This window comes from Gemmiger formicilis (assembly GCF_016901605.1).
GTDB lineage: Bacteria > Bacillota > Clostridia > Oscillospirales > Ruminococcaceae > Gemmiger > Gemmiger formicilis_B.
Genome location: NZ_JACJKP010000030.1, coordinates 1 through 21,105, shown reverse-complemented (window position 1 = coordinate 21,105; position 21,105 = coordinate 1). Strand labels below are relative to the sequence as shown.

General features: G+C 57.6%; 21 protein-coding genes. 7 read left to right on the top strand and 14 right to left on the bottom strand.

The features are described 5' to 3' along the window. Positions 1-67: 67 nt before the first annotated feature. Genes H6B10_RS03990 through H6B10_RS03940 form a run of 11 tightly spaced genes read right to left on the bottom strand, consistent with a single transcriptional unit; the run spans position 68 to position 11,279 of the window. Positions 68-358 (bottom strand): hypothetical protein, encoded by a 291-nt coding sequence (locus H6B10_RS03990; RefSeq protein ID WP_204649911.1) that lies wholly within the window; start codon positions 356-358, stop codon positions 68-70. A 57-nt stretch (positions 359-415) separates the two neighbouring features. Beyond that, the gene (locus H6B10_RS03985) at positions 416-775 is read right to left on the bottom strand and encodes a DUF2304 domain-containing protein (RefSeq protein WP_204649908.1); all 360 of its coding nucleotides are present in this window, start codon (positions 773-775) and stop codon (positions 416-418) included. Between the two features lies 1 nt (position 776). Beyond that, positions 777-1,496 (bottom strand): glycosyltransferase family 2 protein, encoded by a 720-nt coding sequence (locus H6B10_RS03980; protein ID WP_204649904.1) that lies wholly within the window; start codon positions 1,494-1,496, stop codon positions 777-779. 11 nt (positions 1,497-1,507) lie between these two features. Beyond that, positions 1,508-2,650, bottom strand: coding sequence for a glycosyltransferase family 4 protein (locus H6B10_RS03975; RefSeq protein WP_204649901.1), 1,143 nt, complete (start codon positions 2,648-2,650; stop codon positions 1,508-1,510). Positions 2,651-2,667: 17 nt separating this feature from the next. After that, positions 2,668-5,268, bottom strand: a complete 2,601-nt coding sequence (locus H6B10_RS03970) for a DUF2142 domain-containing protein (RefSeq protein WP_204649898.1) — start codon at positions 5,266-5,268, stop codon at positions 2,668-2,670. Between the two features lie 14 nt (positions 5,269-5,282). Continuing rightward, the gene (locus tag H6B10_RS03965) at positions 5,283-5,792 is read right to left on the bottom strand and encodes a KdsC family phosphatase (protein WP_204649895.1); all 510 of its coding nucleotides are present in this window, start codon (positions 5,790-5,792) and stop codon (positions 5,283-5,285) included. Positions 5,793-5,795: 3 nt separating this feature from the next. Then, positions 5,796-7,355, bottom strand: coding sequence for an aldolase catalytic domain-containing protein (locus tag H6B10_RS03960; protein ID WP_204649892.1), 1,560 nt, complete (start codon positions 7,353-7,355; stop codon positions 5,796-5,798). After that, the gene (locus H6B10_RS03955; protein WP_204649889.1) at positions 7,348-8,082 is read right to left on the bottom strand and encodes a 3-deoxy-manno-octulosonate cytidylyltransferase; all 735 of its coding nucleotides are present in this window, start codon (positions 8,080-8,082) and stop codon (positions 7,348-7,350) included. Before H6B10_RS03955 ends, H6B10_RS03960 begins: the two co-directional genes overlap by 8 nt. 48 nt (positions 8,083-8,130) lie before the next feature. Next, positions 8,131-9,108, bottom strand: a complete 978-nt coding sequence (locus H6B10_RS03950; RefSeq protein WP_204649886.1) for a glycosyltransferase family 52 — start codon at positions 9,106-9,108, stop codon at positions 8,131-8,133. Beyond that, entirely contained in the window at positions 9,105-10,388 is a 1,284-nt protein-coding gene (locus H6B10_RS03945; RefSeq protein ID WP_204649883.1) for an ABC transporter ATP-binding protein, read from the bottom strand. Before H6B10_RS03945 ends, H6B10_RS03950 begins: the two co-directional genes overlap by 4 nt. Before the next feature lie 12 nt (positions 10,389-10,400). Then, positions 10,401-11,279, bottom strand: coding sequence for an ABC transporter permease (locus tag H6B10_RS03940; RefSeq protein WP_204649880.1), 879 nt, complete (start codon positions 11,277-11,279; stop codon positions 10,401-10,403). Between the two features lie 160 nt (positions 11,280-11,439). On the opposite strand from H6B10_RS03940, the gene H6B10_RS03935 reads away from it, so the two are divergent. Beyond that, positions 11,440-11,775 carry a hypothetical protein gene (locus H6B10_RS03935; RefSeq protein WP_204649877.1) on the top strand — a complete coding sequence of 112 codons (336 nt, stop codon included), beginning with the start codon at positions 11,440-11,442 and terminating at the stop codon, positions 11,773-11,775. Between the two features lie 45 nt (positions 11,776-11,820). On the opposite strand, the gene pnuC is transcribed toward H6B10_RS03935, so the two are convergent. After that, entirely contained in the window at positions 11,821-12,510 is a 690-nt protein-coding gene (gene pnuC / locus H6B10_RS03930) for a nicotinamide riboside transporter PnuC (protein WP_243427239.1), read from the bottom strand. Positions 12,511-12,743: 233 nt separating this feature from the next. Further along, positions 12,744-14,534, bottom strand: coding sequence for a threonine--tRNA ligase (gene thrS, locus H6B10_RS03925; RefSeq protein WP_204649873.1), 1,791 nt, complete (start codon positions 14,532-14,534; stop codon positions 12,744-12,746). Between the two features lie 530 nt (positions 14,535-15,064). Here thrS and H6B10_RS03920 point away from each other — a divergent pair. The 3 genes from H6B10_RS03920 (at position 15,065) to H6B10_RS03910 (ending at position 17,469) form a co-directional block, all read left to right on the top strand. Next, positions 15,065-15,919, top strand: coding sequence for a transporter substrate-binding domain-containing protein (locus H6B10_RS03920; protein ID WP_204649871.1), 855 nt, complete (start codon positions 15,065-15,067; stop codon positions 15,917-15,919). Between the two features lie 79 nt (positions 15,920-15,998). Next, positions 15,999-16,766 (top strand): amino acid ABC transporter permease, encoded by a 768-nt coding sequence (locus H6B10_RS03915; RefSeq protein ID WP_204649869.1) that lies wholly within the window; start codon positions 15,999-16,001, stop codon positions 16,764-16,766. After that, on the top strand, positions 16,753-17,469 hold the full coding sequence (locus H6B10_RS03910; protein ID WP_204649868.1) for an ATP-binding cassette domain-containing protein: 717 nt from the start codon (positions 16,753-16,755) through the stop codon (positions 17,467-17,469). The genes H6B10_RS03915 and H6B10_RS03910 overlap by 14 nt, the downstream gene beginning before the upstream one ends. Positions 17,470-17,510: 41 nt before the next feature. On the opposite strand, the gene H6B10_RS03905 is transcribed toward H6B10_RS03910, so the two are convergent. Further along, positions 17,511-18,023, bottom strand: a complete 513-nt coding sequence (locus tag H6B10_RS03905) for a gamma carbonic anhydrase family protein (RefSeq protein WP_204649866.1) — start codon at positions 18,021-18,023, stop codon at positions 17,511-17,513. A 125-nt stretch (positions 18,024-18,148) separates the two neighbouring features. Here H6B10_RS03905 and H6B10_RS03900 point away from each other — a divergent pair, with 125 nt between their 5' ends. The 3 genes from H6B10_RS03900 to ptsP all read left to right on the top strand — a co-directional run. Continuing rightward, positions 18,149-18,928: an HAD family hydrolase gene (locus H6B10_RS03900; protein ID WP_204649864.1), complete on the top strand. Its 780-nt coding sequence runs from the start codon at positions 18,149-18,151 to the stop codon at positions 18,926-18,928. Between the two features lie 309 nt (positions 18,929-19,237). Next, the gene (locus H6B10_RS03895; protein ID WP_204649860.1) at positions 19,238-19,495 is read left to right on the top strand and encodes an HPr family phosphocarrier protein; all 258 of its coding nucleotides are present in this window, start codon (positions 19,238-19,240) and stop codon (positions 19,493-19,495) included. Positions 19,496-19,575: 80 nt separating this feature from the next. Next, positions 19,576-21,105: phosphoenolpyruvate--protein phosphotransferase (gene ptsP / locus H6B10_RS03890; protein ID WP_204649857.1), on the top strand; the 1,530-nt coding region annotated here is incomplete at its 3' end.

The window sequence follows — 21,105 nt, the reverse complement described above, 5'->3', positions numbered from 1 at the left end:
CCAATGAGGATAAAGAAAAAACCCGGCAGAAAAATACCGGGATGGCAAGGAACAAATGTTGCCTTATTTATTTCTTCTGCTGCAAAGCACCCTGCAGCATGATGTCGCCGAAGGACAGGGCGTTGAACAGACCCACCTTGTTGGCCTGGCGGACGATCCGCTCGGGCAGCGGCTTGGAATCATCGGTGGAAAGCAGGACCAGATGAATCTTGTCGGCAACTTCCACGCCGTTTTCAGTGCGGTTGCTCAGCACCTGCAGGTACACAACGTAGGGTTCGGTCATGGAACCGTAGTAAATGTCATTGCCGCAGCGCACCAGCGGGCGGCCTTTATAGGTCAGTTTCGGAGTATAGGTCATATCGGAAACCTTCTTTCGCTCTTTTTAGTATACAATTATAGCACAGTTAGGCGCGTATTACAAATCCAATTTGTCGCGTTCCAATTTTTCCTGGTTCAGGGCCACCTGTTCTGTCAGCATACGAACCTTGCTGTCCAGCTGGCTCAACCGGATGGACATAAAAAACTGTTTGACCAGCAGCAGGAAGATGACAACGATATACACAAAGTTGATGGGGCTCATAAAGCCCAGCAGGTCTGCTGCCCAGTAGGCAATGCCGGGGAAAATAGCCAGAATCAGCAGTGCAGCGCTGAAGCCAAACCAGAAAATGGTATCTTCAATCTGTACCTTGGCCATCCGTACGCGGCGCAGCACGAACCCGGCGGTGAGCAGGCTGCCTACAATCAGGCAGACACGAATGATTGTCTGGTCGAACATATCACAGGCTCCTTTCGGGGTAGGGGGTTTCGGTGTCGCGCTTGCGGAACCATTGAATCAACAGAATAGAGATGGACATCTTGATCATATACTGCGCGCTGTTCCATAAATTCAAGTAGCTTTGGCCGGCCATTCGTTCGCCCATTTCTACCTGGACTTCTTTGACCGTGGCGCCGTTCTTGATCAGGTAGCTGATGGTATCCGGCTCCGGGCCGTAGTTCAAGTTCTGGGCAAACTCCTCCACCATGGCGCGGTTGAACATCCGCATACCGCTGGTAGGGTCACAGATGGCGCGGCCGGTGGTCAGGCGGATGGACCAGCTGATGATATAGCTGCCCAGCATCCGCAGGGTTTTGGGCTTCTTTACGGTAAGAAAACGGCTGCCGATCACAATATCGTTGCCTTCTTCCAACGCGGCCAGCATAGCAGGGATGTATTCCGGCTTGTGCTGGCCGTCGGCGTCCATCTGCATGGCGCAGTCGTAACCGTTTTCGGCAGCGTACCGCAGTCCGGTCTGGAAAGCACCGGCAAGCCCCAGGTTGATGGGCAGATCGATCAGCCGATACCCGTGTGCCCGGCAGATGGCAGCGGTTTTATCACGGCTGCCGTCGTTGACTACCACGTAATCATATTCCGGGTATTGGGAGGTCAGGTTTTCCACGACCTGTACAATATTGTCTTCCTCGTTATGGGCGGGAATCACAATGAGTAATTTCGACATCTTAACTCCTTTTAACGCTTGGCGCGTTGGGCGCATGCGTCCTGAGCCGTTTTCATCATTGTAGCAAACACGGCCTGCCATGTAAAGCGCGCGGACAGGTTTTCCAGTGTCTTTTGGGCGCGGTGCTCTGCGGCGGGAAAATCTTTCCATACCGTTTGCAGGGCGGCCGCCAGGGTTTCGGGACGGGTATCCTCCACAAACACCGCGTAGTCTTCCCCGGGCAACAGCTCGCCTGTGCCGGCGGTGTGGGTGCACACAATGGGGCAGCGGCAGGCAGCCGCTTCCAACAGTGTGGTGGGGAATCCTTCGGCGTATTCGGTGGGCAGGCAGTAGCAGTCTGCCTGGCTCAACAACTGCACGATCTGCGGATGGGGCAGGGCACCCAGTACATGGATGGTGCCGCCCATCCGGCGCAAGGCCTCTTCTTCCGGGCCGGTACCGGCAACCGCCAACACACAACCCGGCAGCTGCTGCACCGCAGTGGCCAGTCGCAGCCCGCCTTTTTCCGGGATCAAACGGCCCACAAAGACCACAAGATGCCCATCGGCGGGCACCTGCAAAGTTTGGCGCCAGTCGGTGCAGGGGTCTTTTTTGGCCAGAACGGCCAGTTCTTCCGGGTCTACCGCGTTGGGCAGGGTGCCTGCAGCTGTAATGCCGAAGGTGCGCAGCCAGCGGCATACATCGCCGGAAACCCCATAGAAGGGGAATCCGCAGCGGCGAATCATACCACAGGCCAGGTGTTCATACCAGCGCCCCAGCAAGCCGCCCAGACCGCCATGCATCATATAGCCGGTGGAATGGTCAATGACCAGTGCCGGAATCCCCCGGCGCTTGCACTGCCGCGCGGCCCAGATGCTTTGGGTGTACATCCGCGTCTGGATAACCGCAAAGTCAATGTGTTGGGCCCAAAGGTCCGCGGCAGGGGGCAGAGGGCGCAGCACGGGAAAGCGGCCGCCCATGACCGGGAATACCGGCAGACGCCAGATTTCCAGCCCGTCCGGGTCACGTTCCCGCGCGGGCAGTCCCGGCAGAGCGCTGGTTACAATCAGCGCCCGGTGGCCCGCTGCCACGCAGCGCCGTGCCAGGTTCCAGGTATAGCGCTCCACACCGCCCGGGGTGGGCAGGTATTGCGCCGAAAAAAAGCAGAATGTCATAAACTTCTTCCTTGCCCTTATCTTGCAATGACGGCCAGCATGCTATTCATCAGGACACCGAACTGGACCAGTGCCAGGCCGGTTATCAGCTGGCCGGAAGCCTTTTCTTCGTCGGGAATATGCGCCAGTTTACGCGGCAGGCAGACCAGCAGCAACAACGGCAGGACAGGCAGGAAATACCGTCCCTGCAAACCGTACAGGGTATCATAGTGGGTAGGGGTCCACAGCAGACAGCCCGCTACAGCCAGCAGGCAGCACAGCAGGGCGGCCAGGGCACACCACAAACGTCCGCTGCCGTCGGGGAGCAGGCGGGTGTCCTGGGCAGGCAGTGCGGCAAAGAACAGCAGCAGATACAGCACTACGACCCAGCCCCAGGCCAGATCCAGCGTGTAATAGCTCAGACTTCCGCCCACCAGCGTGCGAAGATAGTGATCCCCGTTTTCAACGGCGCTGCGCACCAGCAGCAAAACCGTATCGGAAAGGTGATGCAGAATATAGCCGGGCGTATAGGTAACGCTGTCGGCCTCGTCGGTTACGCTCTGGGTGGCACGGGTGGCCTGGGCTGCCTGTACTTCAGCGGCCAGGGTGTCCCGGTCCAGCGGCATGCGGTCGTCCATTACACCCGTTTCCAACCCCAGCTCGGCAAAGCGTGTCTGGCATTCATCCAGGCTGTAAACTACCTTGTAGACCAGGGCGGCGCCGCCTTCGTCGTAGTAGGCAGCCAATGCCTCGTTACCGGCTTCTTTCAGGTCCTGGGCCAGGAAAATCAGCGAGGCCTGCTCCAGAATGTCCCAGCCGTCCTGATAGGTGTTGATGCGATCAGGGCTGAACAAAAACGCCTGACCCAATACCACAGGGGTAACGTCTTTTTCTTCCAGCGCCTGTACCCAGAAATCAATCTCACTCTGGGCGGGATTGCGTTCGTCAGCACCGAAGTAATACAGGCGGCGTACAAAATTCTCCAGGGTGTTGTCCTCGCGGATGACCCACTCATACTGCTGGTCCGGTTCGGCAGGACGTGCTTTTTCGCCGCGAACAGACAGGGAATCCATGGCGGTGGTATCGGCTGTGGTTGCGGCAACGGTCGTGGATTCTTCCGTGGCAGGGGAACTGCCGAGGAAGCTTTCCAGCATACCGCTATTGAGCACCAGCGCCAGTGCCACACAAAGGGCAAGGTATCCGGCCTTTTTTACTTTAGCGTGGCGGCCCAGACGCAGATTGGGAACCAGCAGCAACAACGCAGCCAGCGGCAGATAGACCATTTTACCGGGAGCCAGCAGCACACCGGTGATCAGCAGAACTGCCAGACGAGTGGGACGCAGTGCTTTGGCCCGGTCGGCGCCAAAGGCAGCATCCAGTACCAGGGCGGTAAAAGCAAAGCATAACCCCAGCAGCGGGGCATCCCGGCTGAAGCTGGCAGCCAGATGCAGTGTCATGGGCAGCAAAGCCACGGCTGCAAACACCCGTTTTCCAAAGGGGGCTACTTTTACCGCATAGCTGGCCAGAGCCGCAAACAGCAACAGGTTGGCCAGCCGCCCCAAAGCCAGGGCAGGGGTAAAGCCCAGATGGAACAGGTACGCCACAAACACGGCTGCGCCGCTGGCCAGATAGAGCAGCGGATTCTGGTCGGTTTGCAGTTCTGCGTACTCCTGATGGCTGTCGTAGGGGGCATCGGTGGTGGTAAACAGGGTATCGGTAAATTCTTCCCAGGTAAATACGGTGGTATTTTCATCCTGCAAGGTGGGATTTACATCGGTTTCCCGGCGGAAACTGGTGGTGGTGGGCACATGCCCCATCTGCCACTCGTCGTCTGAGAAAAAGTTGGCCCATCGACAGGCCAGCGTAAAGCTCTGGTTGATATGATATTTTTCATCGGGGGCTGCGTAAGGGGGCAATACAAAGGAGTACAGAACCCCCAACCCCAGTACCAGCACAAACACCAGCCGCGGCAGCCTTACTTTGCGGCTGAGTACGGCCCAGACGGTAAATGCGGCCAGAAGAGCGGCAAACCCGCAAATCAGCAGGAAAAAACGGGTCAGGTACCCACCAATGCGCTGGTACGTGATTTGAACGGCCATGGTGCCATCCACGGGGGAACCGTCTACGGTCATGGGGTCCTGCCACAGCGCTACACCGCTGCTGTGCCCAAGGGCCAGCAGATTGCCGTTGGCATAGTGGGGCGTCAGCGAAAGGCAGTACCGCCGCCCGGCGCTGCCCTGCACCTCACGGTCCAGGCCAAGAACTGTGTATTGGTCCGGTACAATGTAATCCATCACACCGGTGGAACGGGCCAGTTCTTCGCCGGTATCGGCGTCAGTCAGTACCAGTTCCAGTTCCCCGGAAGGCTGATCCCCCGGTAGATAAAATTCCACGCCGATAGCCAGCAGATCTTCATCAAAGGTGAAAATCTGACTGGCGGTCTGGCCGTCCGCCAGAATGGTGGAGGCACTGTAATCATCGCTGATGGTCTGGGAGCGGCCTTTGCCCAGTTCCGGACGAACCATGGCCAACCACACCAGCAAAGAAACAGCTACCAGAACCACGAGGGTAACCACTGCCCACAGCAGCGGTTTGCCCGGCTTTCGGATCAGCTTGTTTGTTCTGCGTACATCCGGCATACAATCCCCCCGGATCAATCGATTTCAACGCCAAAGGCTGCCTGCACGGCCTCCTTCCAGCGTCCGTCCATCTCCAAGATTTTCTGTACCGCTTCCCGTACGGCACCATCGCCGCCGCGGCGGGTACAGATGTAATCCGCCCGCGCCAGAATCGGGTCGGTGGCATCGGCCGGGCAGGCAACAAAGCCGCACAGCTTCATGGCGGCAAGATCATTCACATCGTCGCCGCAGTAGGCGATTTCCTCTTTGCTGTAACCGTTCTGTGCAAAAAAGTCCCGCAGGAACTCTGCCTTACGGCCTACATTCTGGTAAACATCGGTGATTTTCAAATCGGCGGCACGGCGGCGCACCGCTTCGCACTCCCGGCCTGTGCAGATCATTACCCGGATGCCGGCTGCACGGGCGATCAGAAGGCCCGCCCCATCTTTGGCAGCAAATTTTTTCAGTTCGTTGCCGTGGGAGTCATAGTAGATGCCGCCGTCGGTCAGCGTGCCATCCACATCCAAAACCAGTAATCGGATCATCTGTTACGCCCTTTCGTATTCGCTGGGGGTGACAAAACGTACGGGCACCCCTGAGGCCCGGATGGCACCTGCCACCTGGGCGTTGTAGGCATCTCCGCGTCCAGTGTGGGTGTGCAGGCCGCTATCCGCATAGGCGGGGGTACCGGCACGGTAACCGTCAGCACCGGCCAGCAGAACCTCGGCGGCACCGCACAGCCGCAGCAGCCGCAGCAACATCAATACGCTGTTGCCGCCCTGGGCGTCGGTACCTGCCAGACGGTCATAGTTGACCACCGTGGCCGAAGCGTTCGCCCGCAGGTTGCTGGTCAGGATCAGCGGGCAGGGGTAAGCGGTTTCTTCATCAAAACGTTTGCTGTTGGTGAAGAAGGCATAATCCGGCTGCATAAAGTCCGGTACAAAGTTGGCCGAAACGGTCACATCCGCCTGCGCAGCCTGTACAGCGTCACGGCCTTCCCGGGCGGCAAGACTGGCGCCCGGGGCCAGTACCAGCACCCGTTTGCCTGCAAACGTATTGTGCAGTGCCGTCAGCGCAGATTCATCATCAATGCGGCGGTTGCGGTATTCGTTATACAGCTTGTCGGCGTAGGCAGCGTCAAAAACGGTCTTTTTGTTTTCGTCGATGGCGGCCAGGATATGGTTGATATCCCGGTTGGTCAGATCGCCCTTGTTCAGGAAATGTTCCGCATAATTACGGTGCAGGTTGAACCGGGCCGACAGGAAGTAGGCAGGGGTATAACCCCAGGCGCAATCGCCCTTGATGGGGGCAATATGGTCCTGGATGGCATCCATGATCTCGTCCAGGTCATAGTGGCAGTTGCCGCTTTCGTTGCGGTAATCTGCCACCAGTTCAATGGGCAGGTTGCCGGGCGTGCGGCCCATGCCCATCAGGCTGGCATCCACGGTTTTGTCCCGCAGCATGGGGCAATCCATAAATTCCTGGGCCAGGCAGAAGCTCAGGGCCATATTTTCGTGCAGGTGCAGGCCCAGCCGGATATCGGGAGCCAGGTTGTGGTCAGCCAGGGAAACAATGCGCTCCAGATCCCGGCGGCGCATGCTGCCAAAGGTGTCCACGATAGAGAACTGCCAGGGATGGATGGCGTTTACCTGGTCAAAGATCCAGAGCAGGTCTTTGTCCGCATAGCCCATGATGTTGATGGGGTTGATGGAAAGCTTGTATCCCCGGGCTTTGACCTCCCGGGCAAAATCCATACCGTCCCGGATATCGTAATCATGGGCGGTGATGCGGATGACCTCAATGCCGTGGCCATCGTAGGGGCTCAGTTTGGAAATATCGTAGTTGGAACGCATGGCCATGCCGGAATAGATGGTATGGCCCCGCTGGCCCTCGGGGGGCAGCAGACGGTTCAGTTCCTCGATGGTATTGCAGACGGTAATATCGGGATTATACCCTTCCACGTTGCGCAGGAAACCCACTTCCACAATGTCGGTACCGGCCCGGGTCAGCGACTGGATAATGCGCCGGGCGGACCCGAAGCCCCATTTCCAGTCATTGATGTAGCCGCCGTCACGCAGGGTACAGTCCAGCAGTTTGATATCAGGCATGGTGTTTCTCCTTCAAAATCTCGTTGACCAGCGCCAGATCCTTGGGGGTATCCACGCTGACGGTCTTGTAGGGGCTCACAATGGCATGTACCTTGTGGCCGTTTTCGATAAAGCGCATCATGTCGTTTTCTTCCGCCTTTTCCAGAATGGATTTGGGCGTGTTGTGGTAGAAGGCCAGGGCCTGTTTGCTGTACAGCTGGATGCCGGTGACCTTCTCGTATTCAAAATCCAGGGTGCCTTTGGGGTAGGGAATAGGGCTGCGGGAAATCAGCAAAATTTCCCGGGCGGCGTTGGTGACCACCTTCTGGTTGGAGAAATCGATCACATCCGCCGGATGTTCCATCACATTGGTCAGCACTGCCACATAGTAGGGGTCCTGGGGCAGAGCGTCGGGCAGGATCAGATCAAAGGCAGCCGGGTTCACCAGGGGCTCATCCCCCATCAGCTGCAGGTACAAATCAGCATCTACCTTGGTGCTGACCTCCCAGATGCGCCCGGTAGGGGTGTCGTGGTCGGCACTGGTCATCAGGTATTGCATGTCGTATTTCCGGCAGGCGTCGGCAATGCGGTCGTCGTCGGTGGCAATCAGTACGTCATCCAGTTTGGGGCAGGCTTTGGCGGCCTGGTAGACCCACCAGATCATGGGTTTGCCCAGCACGTCGGCCAAAGGTTTTCCGGGCATACGGGTACTGGCGTAACGTGCGGGAATCACAGCGATGGTTTTCATAGAGATACCTCCTGTGTCGGGCGGCAATAGCCGCCGTAAAATCGGGATTTATTGGGGAATCAGCGCCTGGGCTTCTTCCAGAGTGAGATGGATTTTTTCTTCTGCCGCTGTAAAGCCGCGCAGCACAAAACTTTGTACGGTTACGGCACGGCGGAAAGTAAAGGGCAGGCAAAAGTTCAGCACTTCGCTGGGCATGGTCCGTTCCAGAATCACCGCATCGGGGAACAATTCCTGGTAATCGGTAGTGTCCCGGGGGTGAGTCTTGATAAACAGCGGCCCCACCGCATAGCGGGCGGCCACCGCCCGGAACATGGCGTCCTGCCGTTCCTGGGTCATCAGGCCGTCGGCCACAAAGCTGCGGGGCAAAAGCAAGGTGGCACCCTCTGACTGTTCGGGCAAAGGCTGGGTCAGGAACACGCTGCGTACCATGGCTTTTTCCTCATCTGTCAGGGATTGCAGCAGTGCAGCCTTGCTGTCGGTCACCATTTTGTCGGGACCGAACAAGGTACACCGGGCGGCGTCTTCGCTTTCCACCAGCTTGCACCAGGGGCTGTCCCCCCAATACAGATAGCCTTTTCCGGTACGTTGTTTGCGGGCAAAATCCGGTGCGGCCCGCTGGTCGGTGACCAGATGCTGGTCAGGACCGAGGGTGCTGCCGAAGGTGTCCTCGCACAGGATATAACCGGCATGGCAGTCCTGCAGGTACCGCCCCAGTACGCTCCAGTCGTTATGAATATAAATGTTTTCGTACCGGGAACGTTCCAGCTTCCAGCCGCACAGTTTTTCAAAGGCCCGGCGGGCCCGCAAATCAGCCAGGGGACCGGTCACAGTACCGGGCCAGCGGGTTTCATCCACCAGCACCGTGCGCACCACACCGGTTTTGTCCAGCCGGGCGGCCAGGGCCTGCACATCAGCCACGGCAGCGGAAAGTACCAGCGTATGGGGCTTTCCCTCGGCACGGCCGGCACGCAGCAGGTCTACCAGCACCTGGTAGGCGGTGTGGCAGATATACAGGTTGGGCTTCATGCGTCCGCCTCCACCAGTTTGACGGGCGGGAAGTGAATGCGTCCCCAGCCGGAAGCCCATTCAGGCATGGTCAGGTCGCTGTTGGTCACCTCAAAGGCAAATTCCGTTACCGGCTTGTCCAGGCAGACAGCCTGGCGCAGCGCGCCGTCAAAAATATCCAGATAGAAGTAATATTGGCCTTCGCCCAGCAGGCTGGGGTCAAATTCAAATACGGTAGTATACAGTTTGCCGGGTTCGGCGGCACCCAGGTCCACGGGGTGGGTGATACCCACGGGTGTGGAATCCCGGGCATGGAGGTTCATCTTCATGTGGATGCCCGCAAAAGGCTCCGCCACACGCCAGGTGATTTTTATCCGCATCTTTTCGGTATCGGCAAACACGCTGGATTCTTTGTTTACAAAATCCAGGCTTTCCAGCCGGAACCGCTTGCCGGCGCTGCCGGTCATGCGGGCTACATCGGCCAGATCGTAATGGACCACGTTTACGTCGGTGGTATCCATATAAATGGCGATGGCCTGTTCCACGTCACCGTCAAAAATCACACGGCCTTTGTCCAGCACAATACAGCGATTGCACAGCTGGCGGATGGTGCTCATGTTATGGCTGACGTACAAAACGGTACGGCCGTCCTGGTTGGCTACATCGCTCATTTTGCCCAGACATTTCTGCTGGAATTTCATATCGCCTACGGCCAGAACCTCGTCCATGACCATGATTTCGCTGTCCAGATGGGCAGCCACGGCAAAAGCCAGCTTGACGAACATGCCGCTGGAATACCGCTTCACAGGCGTATCGATGAAATCTCCACACTCGGAAAATTCAATGATCTGGGGCAGTTTTGCGTCGATCTCGGCGCGGGTCATGCCTAGAATGGCACCGTTCATATAGATGTTTTCCCGGCCGGTCATCTCGTTGTTGAAGCCGGTGCCAACCTCCAGCATGGAGGCAACCCGGCCGCGGATGCGGATCTCACCCTCAGTCGGGGCGGTAATGCGGGAAAGCAGTTTCAGCAAAGTGGATTTGCCTGCGCCGTTGCGGCCAATAATGCCCAGGGCCTCTCCCTGGTAGACGGTCAGATCCACGCCGTTCAAGGCCATAAAGGTCTGGCCGAACAGACGCTGGTCGGTACCAATGACGGTGTTGGGGTCCTCTTTGCCGCGGACCCGGGCCCACCAGCTTTGCAGGTCGTGGGTCAGGGTGCCGCCGCCGATCTGGCCCAGTTTGTATTGCTTTTTCAGTCCCGTGACCTGGATAACGGGGCGTTTTTCGGTCGTATTCATGGCAGCCCCTCCTTACACGGTATCCATAAAGGTTTTTTCAATGCGGCTGAACAGCACCACACCCAGCACCAGCGCCGCGATGGTAAATACCACGCTGTACAGGATGGACCCGGCCGACACGCTGCCGGTTCCCAGGGTGGCCGCGCGGAATACTTCGATGGGGGCGGTCATGGGGTTGAGTTCCACCAGCACTTTCAGGCGGGGGCTTTCGTCCAGCATGGACAGGGGATAGACCACCGGGGAGGCGTACATCCACAGCTGCACGCCAAAGCCCACGGCAATGGCCAGGTCCCGGTACTTGGTGGTCAGCGAGGACACGATGATGCCCACGCCCAACCCCAGCAGCATGACCTGCAGCATGACCAGCGGCACGGCCAAAGTCCACAAGGTAAAGCGGATTTCAGCTCCCGTGGCAAAGAAGTACAGCCAGAACAGCAGGTACATGGCTGCCTGAATCAAAAAGTTGATCAAACTGGTCAGCACCTGGCTCACGGGCATGGTCAGGCGGGGAAAATACACTTTGCCGAACACCTGGGAATTGGTCACGAAGGTGTTGGCGGTGTTGTTGACACAGTTGGCAAAAAAAGTCCAGACGGTGTTGCCTGCCATATAGAACAGGAAGCCCGGCACACCGTCGGTGGGCATACCTGCCATGTTGCCGAACACCACGTTGAAAATCAGGGTGGTGATCAGCGGGTTCAGCAGAATCCACGCGGGACCCAGGATGGTCTGTTTGTACAGCACCGTAAAATTACGCTTGACGAACATCAAGGTAAGATCACGATATTGCCACAGTTCTTTCAGGTTGATATCGAACCAGCCGCTCCGGGGCCGGATGATGGTGGTCCAGCCGTCGTCAGCCAGGCGGGAAGCTTGCATGTTTTCAGCCATAGGGCACCTTTTCCTTTTAGAATAGCATACCAATAGATACTACATTTTACCACAATACCTGCGAAAATACAACACAGCGTGCAGGCGTTGCGCCGAGGGCGGCGGGTATGGTATACTCAAATCAAAATAAGGAAGCCATCCGCCGGAAGGAGGCACTGCCGTGAGCGTCATCACTCTTTGGGTCATCAGTGTGTTCTGGATTTTGTACGGGATTGCGGGATTGCTGGGGTTCGAGAACCTTCCGGAAAAATACAAATACAAGAGCTGGACACCGGACTATATCCGAATGAACGGTATTTGCAAGCTTCTTTTGGGAGTCGGCTGGTTCATTCTTGGGTTTATATTGCGTGCTTTCTCGCTGTCGCTGCCGCAGCAATGGGGACTGGGGCTGCTCTTCGCCCTGCCTGCCGTCGGGTACGGCCTGTATGCTGACCACAAAACAAAAGACTGGTGCCGCCAGGCAGACAAGGAATGGCGCGAAACCAAGAAAAAGTAAAACAAAACCCCGGCGGGAATTTTTCCCGCCGGGGTTTTGTTTGTATCAGGCGGCTGCCGCCTGGCGCTGGCGCATCCGCGACCAGTTGATGAATCCATAAATATCGTTGGCAAAGAACATGACGAAGCATACCACCACCGAAAGGTAGGAGGCATCCTGCAGGGTGGCCAGGCCCCACAGCAGAATGAGCACCAGGTCGTTGGCGGCGTAGGCCACTGCGAACAGGGGACTGCGCCGGGCTGTGAGGTACACAGCCAGAAAACTGGTGGTGACCGAAATGGTGCTGGGCAGCAGGTTGGCGGTATGGAAAGCCCGCAAAATAAAATAGAACACCACCGTGACTACCGCGCTGAGTATCAGGGCAAACAGGGCTTCCCGGCGGGAGATACTGCCCACCTTCACCTCGGCACGGCCGGCGCCGGAAGGGTGACGCAGCCAGCAAACCAGTGCGTAGAGGGACATGGGGGCGGTCATGCCCAGGTAGGTGAGCATCTCCCCGTAATAGGAGAAGGTATAGGAGATATACCCGTACAGAAGGCTGAAGGCGATGCCCAGCACCAGTCCCAGGGGATTGCCCTTGGCGTTGAGGATCAGCGAAGTGGCACCAATCAGCGAGGCGGCCAGGGAAAGGTAATCGGTCTGGTGGAACAGCACAAAGGTGCCCACAATGAGCACCACCGAACTGATCCACAGTGTCCATTCGGCTTTGGAGAAATATTTCAGTTTGGAAGACATGGCAAAACCCCCGAAAAAAAGCACCCGTATGCACATCTTCAAAGACCTAACGATGTGCAGACGAATGCCAAAGCATTACACTACCCGGTGGCAGTTATCATAATTTTGTTGCGCAGACAGCATAACACACCAAAACAGCGCTGTCAAGCGGAAATTTTGGGCAGAAGATACCTGCAAAAAAGCCCGTCCGGCTACAGGGCCGAACGGGCTTTTGGTTGCTATGAATCAGAAAATCAGACGTTGAAAGTCTTGTCGGCAATCTCGGTCTTCAGCTGGGCGATGAATTCATCCAGGCTCATGGCCGTGGTCTCGCCCTTGCGGTTGCGCACGCTGATATTGCCGGCTTCCACTTCCTTGGCACCCAGCACCAGCATATAGGGGGCGCGGTCCTCCTGCTGGGCCTGACGGATCTTGTAGCCGATCTTCTCGTTGGACTCATCCAGCACCACGCGGATATCGGCGGCCTTCAGCTTCTCGTAAACATCGCGGGAGTAATCCAGCGTCTTTTCGCTGACGGGCAGTACCTTCACCTGGGTGGGAGCCAGCCAGGTGGGGAAGCGGCCCTTGGTCTCCTCAATGAGGTAGGCCATGAAACGGTCCAGAGAGCCCAGAATGGCGCGGTGCAGCACCACGGGGGTCTTTTCGCTGCCGTCCTTGTCCACATAGGTCAGGTGGAACTTGGCGGGCAGGCAGAAGTCCAGCTGGCAGGTGGAGAGGGTATACTCGGCACCAACGGCGGGCTTGACGTTTACGTCCAGTTTGGGGCCGTAGAAAGCAGCCTCGCCAATCTCCTCGGTGAAATCGATGCCCAGGTCGGTGAGCACTTCCCGCAGAGCCTGTTCGGCATGGTTCCACATGGCGTCGTCGTCATGGTACTTCTTCTTGTCGGCAGGGTCACGCAGGCTCAGCACGCAGCGGTAATCGGTGATGTGGAAGTCCTTGTACACATCAAAGATCAGGGCGCAAACGGCGGAAACTTCGTCCTTGATCTGCTCCGGCGTCACGAACAGGTGAGCGTCGTTCTGGCAGAAGTGACGGCCGCGCTCGATGCCCTTCAGGGTGCCGCTGGACTCGTAACGGAAGTCGTGGGCAATCTCGCCGATGCGGATGGGCAGCTGGCGGTAGCTGTGGGGCTGGTTGGCGTAGATCATCATGTGGTGCGGGCAGTTCATGGGCCGCAGCACGTAGCTTTCACCCTCCATCTCCATGGCGGGGAACATGTTCTCACGGTAATGGTCCCAGTGGCCGGAAGTGCGGTACAGGTTCACGGTGCCGATGCAGGGGGTCATTACGTGCAGGTAGCCGCGATCGCGCTCCTTCTGTTTGATATAGTCTTCCAGCTGCTGCCAGACGGTGTAACCGTTGGGCAGGAACATGGGCAGGCCGCGGCCCACCAGATCGTCGGTCATGAACAGGTGCATTTCCTTGCCGATCTTGCGGTGGTCACGCTCGCGGGCTTCCTGCTGCTGCTTCTCCCAGGCGTCCAGTTCTTCCTGATTGCGGAAGGCAACGCCGTTGATGCGGGTCAGCATCTTGTTCTCTTTGTCGTTCTTCCAGTAGGCGCCGCTCTGCTGGGTGATCTTGAAAGCCTTCAGGCCCTTGGTGTAGGTCAGGTGAGGTCCGATGCACATGTCCACGTACTCACCCTGCTGGTAGAAGCTGAACTCGGTCTCGTCGGCCAGATCGCCGATGTGCTCGATCTTGTAATGCTCCTGGCGCTCCTCCATCAGTTTGATGGCCTCGTCGCGGGGCAGAACAAACGGCTTGACCGGCAGGTTCTCCTTGCAGATCTTGCGCATCTCTTTCTCGATGGCGGCCAGGTCTTCGTCGGTCAGCTTGGTATCGCCCAGGTCAACGTCGTAATAGAAGCCGTTCTCGGTAGCGGGGCCGAAGGCAAAGTCGGCCTCGGGGTACAGGCGCTTGATGGCCTGCGCCATAATGTGTGCGGCGGTGTGACGCAGAACGTGCAGTTCCTGGTCCTGCGGGCATTCAGCCACGGTGCCGTCCTTGTAAATGATTTTCATGGTAGCTGCCTCCCAAACAAAAAATGCTTCATCCCTGTTTCCAACATAGGGATGAAGCATTGCAAATACTCCACGGTTCCACCCAGATTGCGCTTCCCGGTTACCGTTTAATAAGGTAATGAAGAAAAGCGCCGCTCGCAGCGGCTGTAACGGGCCGTACCCGGCGGGGGTTCGCCCCCACACTCGGCGGTGGTAAAGGTGTGGTCTGCGCCCGGGCCGCTTGCACCACACGGATGATCCGCGGCGGCTTTCTCTGAAAACGCTTTGCCGCACCCCGTTTGTCCGCCTCACAGCTTTCAACAGGATGAAGTTATTTCCTTTATAGCACAACCCGGCAGGGAAGTCAAGTGCAAAAATTTTCCCGCTGTTTTGCACAAAAATGCGCCCACCCCCTGCGATTCTGCCTGCAAAACGCCAAAATTCAATTTTATACATTGACTTTACATATTTATGCAACTATACTGAGTCACATAGCCGGGTGAGGGTCCGGCTGTGATGGAACAAAATCATTAAGATAAGAGGGAATACACATGAAAAAGATCACTGCTTTGCTGCTGGGCACTGCCATGATGCTGAGCCTGGCCGCTTGCGGCAGCTCCGCTTCTGTCAGCGAGAGCACCGCTTCTTCCGAGGCTTCTTCCACTTCTGAGGCTGCTTCCACCGAAGCCAGCGCCGAAACTGCCGGTGAACTGACCACCGTCAATGCCGGCAAACTGACCATGTCTACCAATGCGGCCTTCCCCCCGTACGAGATGACCGATGACAACGGCAACTACGTTGGCATCGACATCGAGGTGGCACAGGCCATTGCCGACAAGCTGGGCCTGGAGCTGCAGGTTGACGATATGGACTTTGACGCAGCCCTGCTGGCTGCCCAGAGCGGCAAGAGCGATATGGTCATGGCCGGTGTTACCGTTACCGAGGAACGCCAGACCGTCATGGACTTCAGCAACACCTACGCCACCGGCATCCAGGTGGTTATCGTGCCGGAAGATTCCGACATTGCTTCTATCGATGATATGACCGGCAAGATGATCGGCGTGCAGCGCGGCACCACCGGTGACCTGTACTGCTCCGCTTCCGTGGAGGACGGCGGCTTCGGCGAGGAGAACGTCACCCCCTACGACAACGGTCTGACTGCTGTGCAGGCTCTGATGAACGGTCAGGTTGACTGCGTGGTTATCGACAACGCTCCCGCCCAGGAGTTCGTGGCCGCCAACCCCGGTCTGAAGATTCTGGACACCGAGTACGCCAATGAAGAGTACGCCATCGGCGTGGCCAAGGGCAACACCCAGCTGCTGGATGCCATCAACGGCGCCCTGGAAGAGCTGCAGGCGGACGGCACGGTGCAGAGCATCGTCGACAAGTACATCACCGCAGAATAAGCGGTTTTTACCACAGGAGCAAGGCACGCCGGGGACCCGGCGCGCCTTCTCTTTGTCCTAGAGGAAAGGTTGTGTAGCGATGGAAGCTCAGTTCGAAGCGCTTTCGGCACTGGCAAAAAGCGGCGAGGCCCTGACCTTCGGCCAGGAATTTTTCGTCAAATTCTATCAGGCGTTCTTGTACAATGATCGCTGGCTCCAGTACATCGAGGGCGTGGGCACCACGCTGCTGGTCACGGCTATCGCTCTGGTACTGGGCGTTGTGCTGGGCGCAGTGGTGGCGCTGGTGCGCGTGGCGCATGACCAGCAGAAACCCCACCACCGCAACCCGGTGCTGGGCCTTGTGAATGCGATCTGCCAGGTATATGCCACCGTGATCCGCGGTACGCCCATGATGGTGCAGTTGCTGATCATGAGCATGGTCATCTTTGCCAGCAGCCGTAACTTCACTATGGTCGGCGCTCTGACGCTGGGCATCAACTCCGGCGCCTATGTGTCCGAGATCATCCGCGGCGGCCTGATGGCTGTGGACCCGGGCCAGATGGAAGCTGGCCGCAGCCTGGGCCTCAACTACATTACCACTATGGTCCTTATCATCATTCCCCAGGCCATCCGCTCCATTCTGCCGGCGCTGGGCAATGAGTTCATCATCCTGCTCAAGGATACTTCGCTCATCACGGTTATCGGCGGCAAGGAGCTGCTTTATGCGGCCCAGGGTGTCATGAACCGCACTTACGAAGCCATGTTCCCGCTGTTGGGTGTGGCGGTTATCTATCTGATCCTGGTGTTGCTGTTCAGCGCTCTGCTGGGCAAATTGGAAAGGAGGCTGGCGCAGAGTGATCGACGTTAAAAATCTGCAAAAACATTTTGGTGGCCTGCAGGTATTGCGCGGCGTGGACCTGACCATCAACAAAGGCGACTGCGTGGTGTTGGTGGGACCTTCCGGCTGCGGAAAATCTACCTTTTTGCGCTGCCTCAACCGTCTGGAGGAACCGGACGGCGGCCAGATCATTTTCAATGGCGAAGAAGTCAACGACAAGGACATTGACCGCGTACGCCAGAAAATGGGCATGGTGTTCCAGCACTTCAACCTGTTCCCGCACCTGACGGTCAAAAAGAACATCACTCTGGCGCCAGTGCGTCTGGGCCTGATGAAGCAGGAAGAAGCCGATGCCAAAGCGATGGAACTGCTCCAGCGCATCGGCCTGGCGGACAAAGCCGACGCCTACCCCAACATGCTTTCCGGCGGCCAGAAACAGCGCATTGCTATTGTGCGGGCCCTGGCCATGAATCCCGATGTGCTGCTCTTTGACGAGCCCACTTCCGCGCTGGACCCCGAGATGGTGGGCGAAGTGCTGGAACTGATGAAAGAGCTGGCCCGGGGCGGCATGACGATGGTCTGCGTTACCCATGAGATGGGCTTTGCCCGGGAAGTAGCCAACCGCATCATCTTCATTGACGAAGGTGTTGTGAAGGTGGACAAACCGCCCAAAGAGTTCTTCGACAACCCGGAAAACGAGCGTCTCAGAGTGTTCCTGTCCAAAGTTCTGTAAAAGCAAACGCGGCCCCGCAAGGCGGGGCCGCGTTTTTCTTGTCAGCGGGCTTCGGCGTGCAGCCGTGCCAGCTCCCGGTATTCCGCTTCGTTGGCGGCGATGGCGGCTTTCTGTTCGTCACTGACCGGGCGTACCACTTTGCCGGGGACGCCCATGACCAGGCTTCCCGCCGGGATCTGTGCCCCTTCCGGAATCAGCGCCCCGGCAGCAATCAAACATCCCGGGCCGATCACAGCACCGTTGAGCACTGTGGCGTGCATGCCGATCATACAGCCGTCACCGATCATGCAGCCGTGCAGTACAGCGCTGTGTCCCACAGAAACTCCGCGTCCCAGCACAATGTCCAGATGGGGGCCGGTGTGCAGCACCACATTGTCCTGCACATTGCTGCCGGCCCCTACCACAATGCGGCCGGTATCTGCCCGCAGCACGGCGCCATACCATACGCTGGCGCCTTCTGCCAGCTGCACGTCGCCTGCCAGGGTGGCGTTTTCTGCCACAAAAGCGGCGTTGTCCGTGTGGGGAGTTTTCCCGTTTACTGTATACAATGCCATCGTTTTCACCTCTTTGTGTCCTTATCATACATCAGCGGAGCCAAAATTGCAAAAGCCATTCTGTATATGTTACAATATACCCGAATACAAACTGATTTTACAGATTCTACAAACGGAGGATTTGCATGTCCATCAAGATGATTTGCAGCGATCTGGACGGAACGCTGCTGCAGTATGGCCGCAAGGAACTGGAACCGGAAGTTTTCTCTCTCATCGAAGGTCTGGCGGCGCAGGGTGTACTTTTCTGCCCGGCATCCGGTCGGCAGTATACCAGCCTGCGGGCGCTGTTTGCCCCGGTGGCGGAACGCTGTGCCTTTTTGTGCGAAAACGGCGGTGTTCTGTATAAAGACGAAACCTGCATCGGCAAGACGCCTATGCCTCGCCAACTGGCGGAGGAGATCGCACGGGATATGTGGGAACGCAGCGACGGTCAGGGCGAGGTGATGCTCTCGGGCCAGAACTGTGCGTACCTGATGGACCGAGGGCTGGGTATGTTGGACCGGGTGCGGTTCATCGGCAATAATTATCGGCTCATCCGGGACCCGTCGGAGGTGCCCGAGGAAATCGTCAAGGTGTCGGTCTATCTGCACGAAGGTGTGGGAGCGTATGTGGACCGCTTTGTGCCCCGCTGGAAAGAAGCCAACTGTGCGGTGGCAGGCCCTTACTGGATCGATACTACGCTGGCCAACAAAGGCACAGGCGTTAAGGCCCTGTGCTGCCTGCTGGGAGTTGAACCGGCGGATGTACTGGCGTTTGGCGACAATTACAACGATACGACGATGTTGGACCTGGTGGGGCATCCTTATATCATGGATGGTGCCGCGGGACCGCTGCGGGCACGGTACGCCCACCATACGCCCCGCCCGGAAGATGTGATGCGGGCTTTGCTGGAAGGACGGATGTGAAGCACCCCTTGGGGTGTACCTGCCGCGGGGACAGATGGCAGGGAATCGGAACCCGTTGCCGAGAATGGGTCCTGCCGGACACAGTGAACGGTCATACAGGGCAACAAGGCACAAATGTACAAAAAAGTGCCCCATATATGGACGGACGATGCCGTGCCGATGTGACTTTTTGAATGAAATACACAAAAAACAGCCGCAATTTTGGGCTGTTTTCCGTTGACGATGCAGGCAGAGTATGTTATTATAATAACGACTTAATATTATGTCTCGTACGTGGTGCAAACGTACGAATTATGGGAGGAAAAAGCAATGAAAGAGTTCACCTACACGATCAAGGAACCTGTCGGCATCCACGCTCGTCCGGCCGGCCTGCTCGTCAAAGAAGTCAAAGGTTATCAGAGTACCGTCACCATCATCAAGGGTGACAAGTCTGTCAATGCCGTTAAGCTGATGGCGCTGATGGGCATGGGCATCAAGTGTGGCGACACCGTTACCGTCCAGGTGGAAGGTGCGGATGAAGAAACTGCCGCTGCCGCTCTGGAGAAGTTCTTCAACGAGCATCTGTAATCGGAAAATACAACCGGCCGCGGCTGCTGTACGAGTATGGTGGCTGCGGCTTTTCATTTATCAATAAGGGAGGTTCCCACATGATCACCATTCAGGGCAAGGGTGTTTCTGCCGGTGTCGGTATCGGGCCGTTGTATTTCTACCGCCGTGCCACTGCCGAGATCAAGCGTTATACTGTGGAAGATACAGAAGCCGAATGGCACCGCTTTAAGGGTGCGCAGACCGGTGCCATTGAGCAGCTGGGTGTGCTGGCCGAGCAGGCCCGCAAGGAAGCCGGCGACGAAGCGGCTATGCTGTTTGAGACGCACCAGATGATGGCTGAGGACCTGGACTACGAGGAAGCCATCGAAAACCTCATCAATGAAGAAAAGCTCAATGCGGAAGCGGCTGTCTCCGATGTGGCCGAGCAGTTTGCCGAGATGTTCGCGGCGATGGACGACGCCTATATGCAGGCACGTGCAGCCGACGTCAAGGATGTGAGCCAGCGCATTCTGGGCATCCTCTGCGGTGTGGTTCAGGGCGGCATTGCGTCCGAAGTGCCGGTTCTGCTGGCGGCGGACGATCTGGCCCCCTCGGAAACCATCCAGCTGGACAAGTCCAAGATCCTGGGCTTTGTAACGGCCGGCGGTTCCGGTTCCAGCCACACGGCCATTTTGGCCCGTACCATGGGCATTCCGGCCATCGTGGGTGTGGGCGAAGCCCTCAAGCCCGAATATGAAGGCCGTCAGGTGATTGCCGACGGCAGCACCGGCGCCCTGGTCATTGATCCCGACGATGATACCCGGGATCGCCTGATGAAGAAGCGCGAAGAGCAGATGCGCCTGCAGCGCCTGCTGGAGACCCTCAAGGGCCAGGCCAACGTGACCAAGGACGGCAAGACCGTCCGCATTTACTGCAACATCGGTTCTCCCGAGGATGTCCATGCCGTGCAGATCAACGATGGCGGCGGCATCGGCCTGTTCCGCAGCGAATTCCTCTACCTGAACAGCAAGGATTATCCCACCGAGGATGAGCAGTTTGAGGCTTACAAAACCGTTCTGTCCGACATGGACGGCAAAGAGGTCATCATCCGTACGCTGGATATTGGCGCAGACAAGCAGATCGGCTACTTCAATCTGCCCAAGGAAGAAAACCCGGCAATGGGCATGCGCGCACTGCGCATCTGCCTGACCCGCCCGGAGATTTTCCGCACCCAGCTGCGTGCTTTGTTCCGTGCATCGGCTTTCGGCAAACTGGGCATCATGTTCCCCATGGTTACCAGCGTTTGGGAGGTCCGCGAGGCCAAACGGATGTGCGAGGAAGTCAAGCGCGACCTCAAGAAAGAGGGCATTCCTTACGGCGATGTGCAGATCGGTGTTATGATCGAAACGCCGGCTGCGGCGGTCTGCAGTGACCGTCTGGCCAAGGAAGTGGACTTCTTCAGCATCGGTACCAACGACCTGACCCAGTATACCCTGGCCTGTGACCGCCAGAACAATGATCTGGGCCGGTTCTATGACCCGCACCATCTGTCTGTGCTGCGTTTGATCCAGATGGTTACCGAAAATGCCCATAAGAACGGCATTTGGGTGGGTATCTGCGGTGAGTTGGGCGCCGACCTGACCCTGACC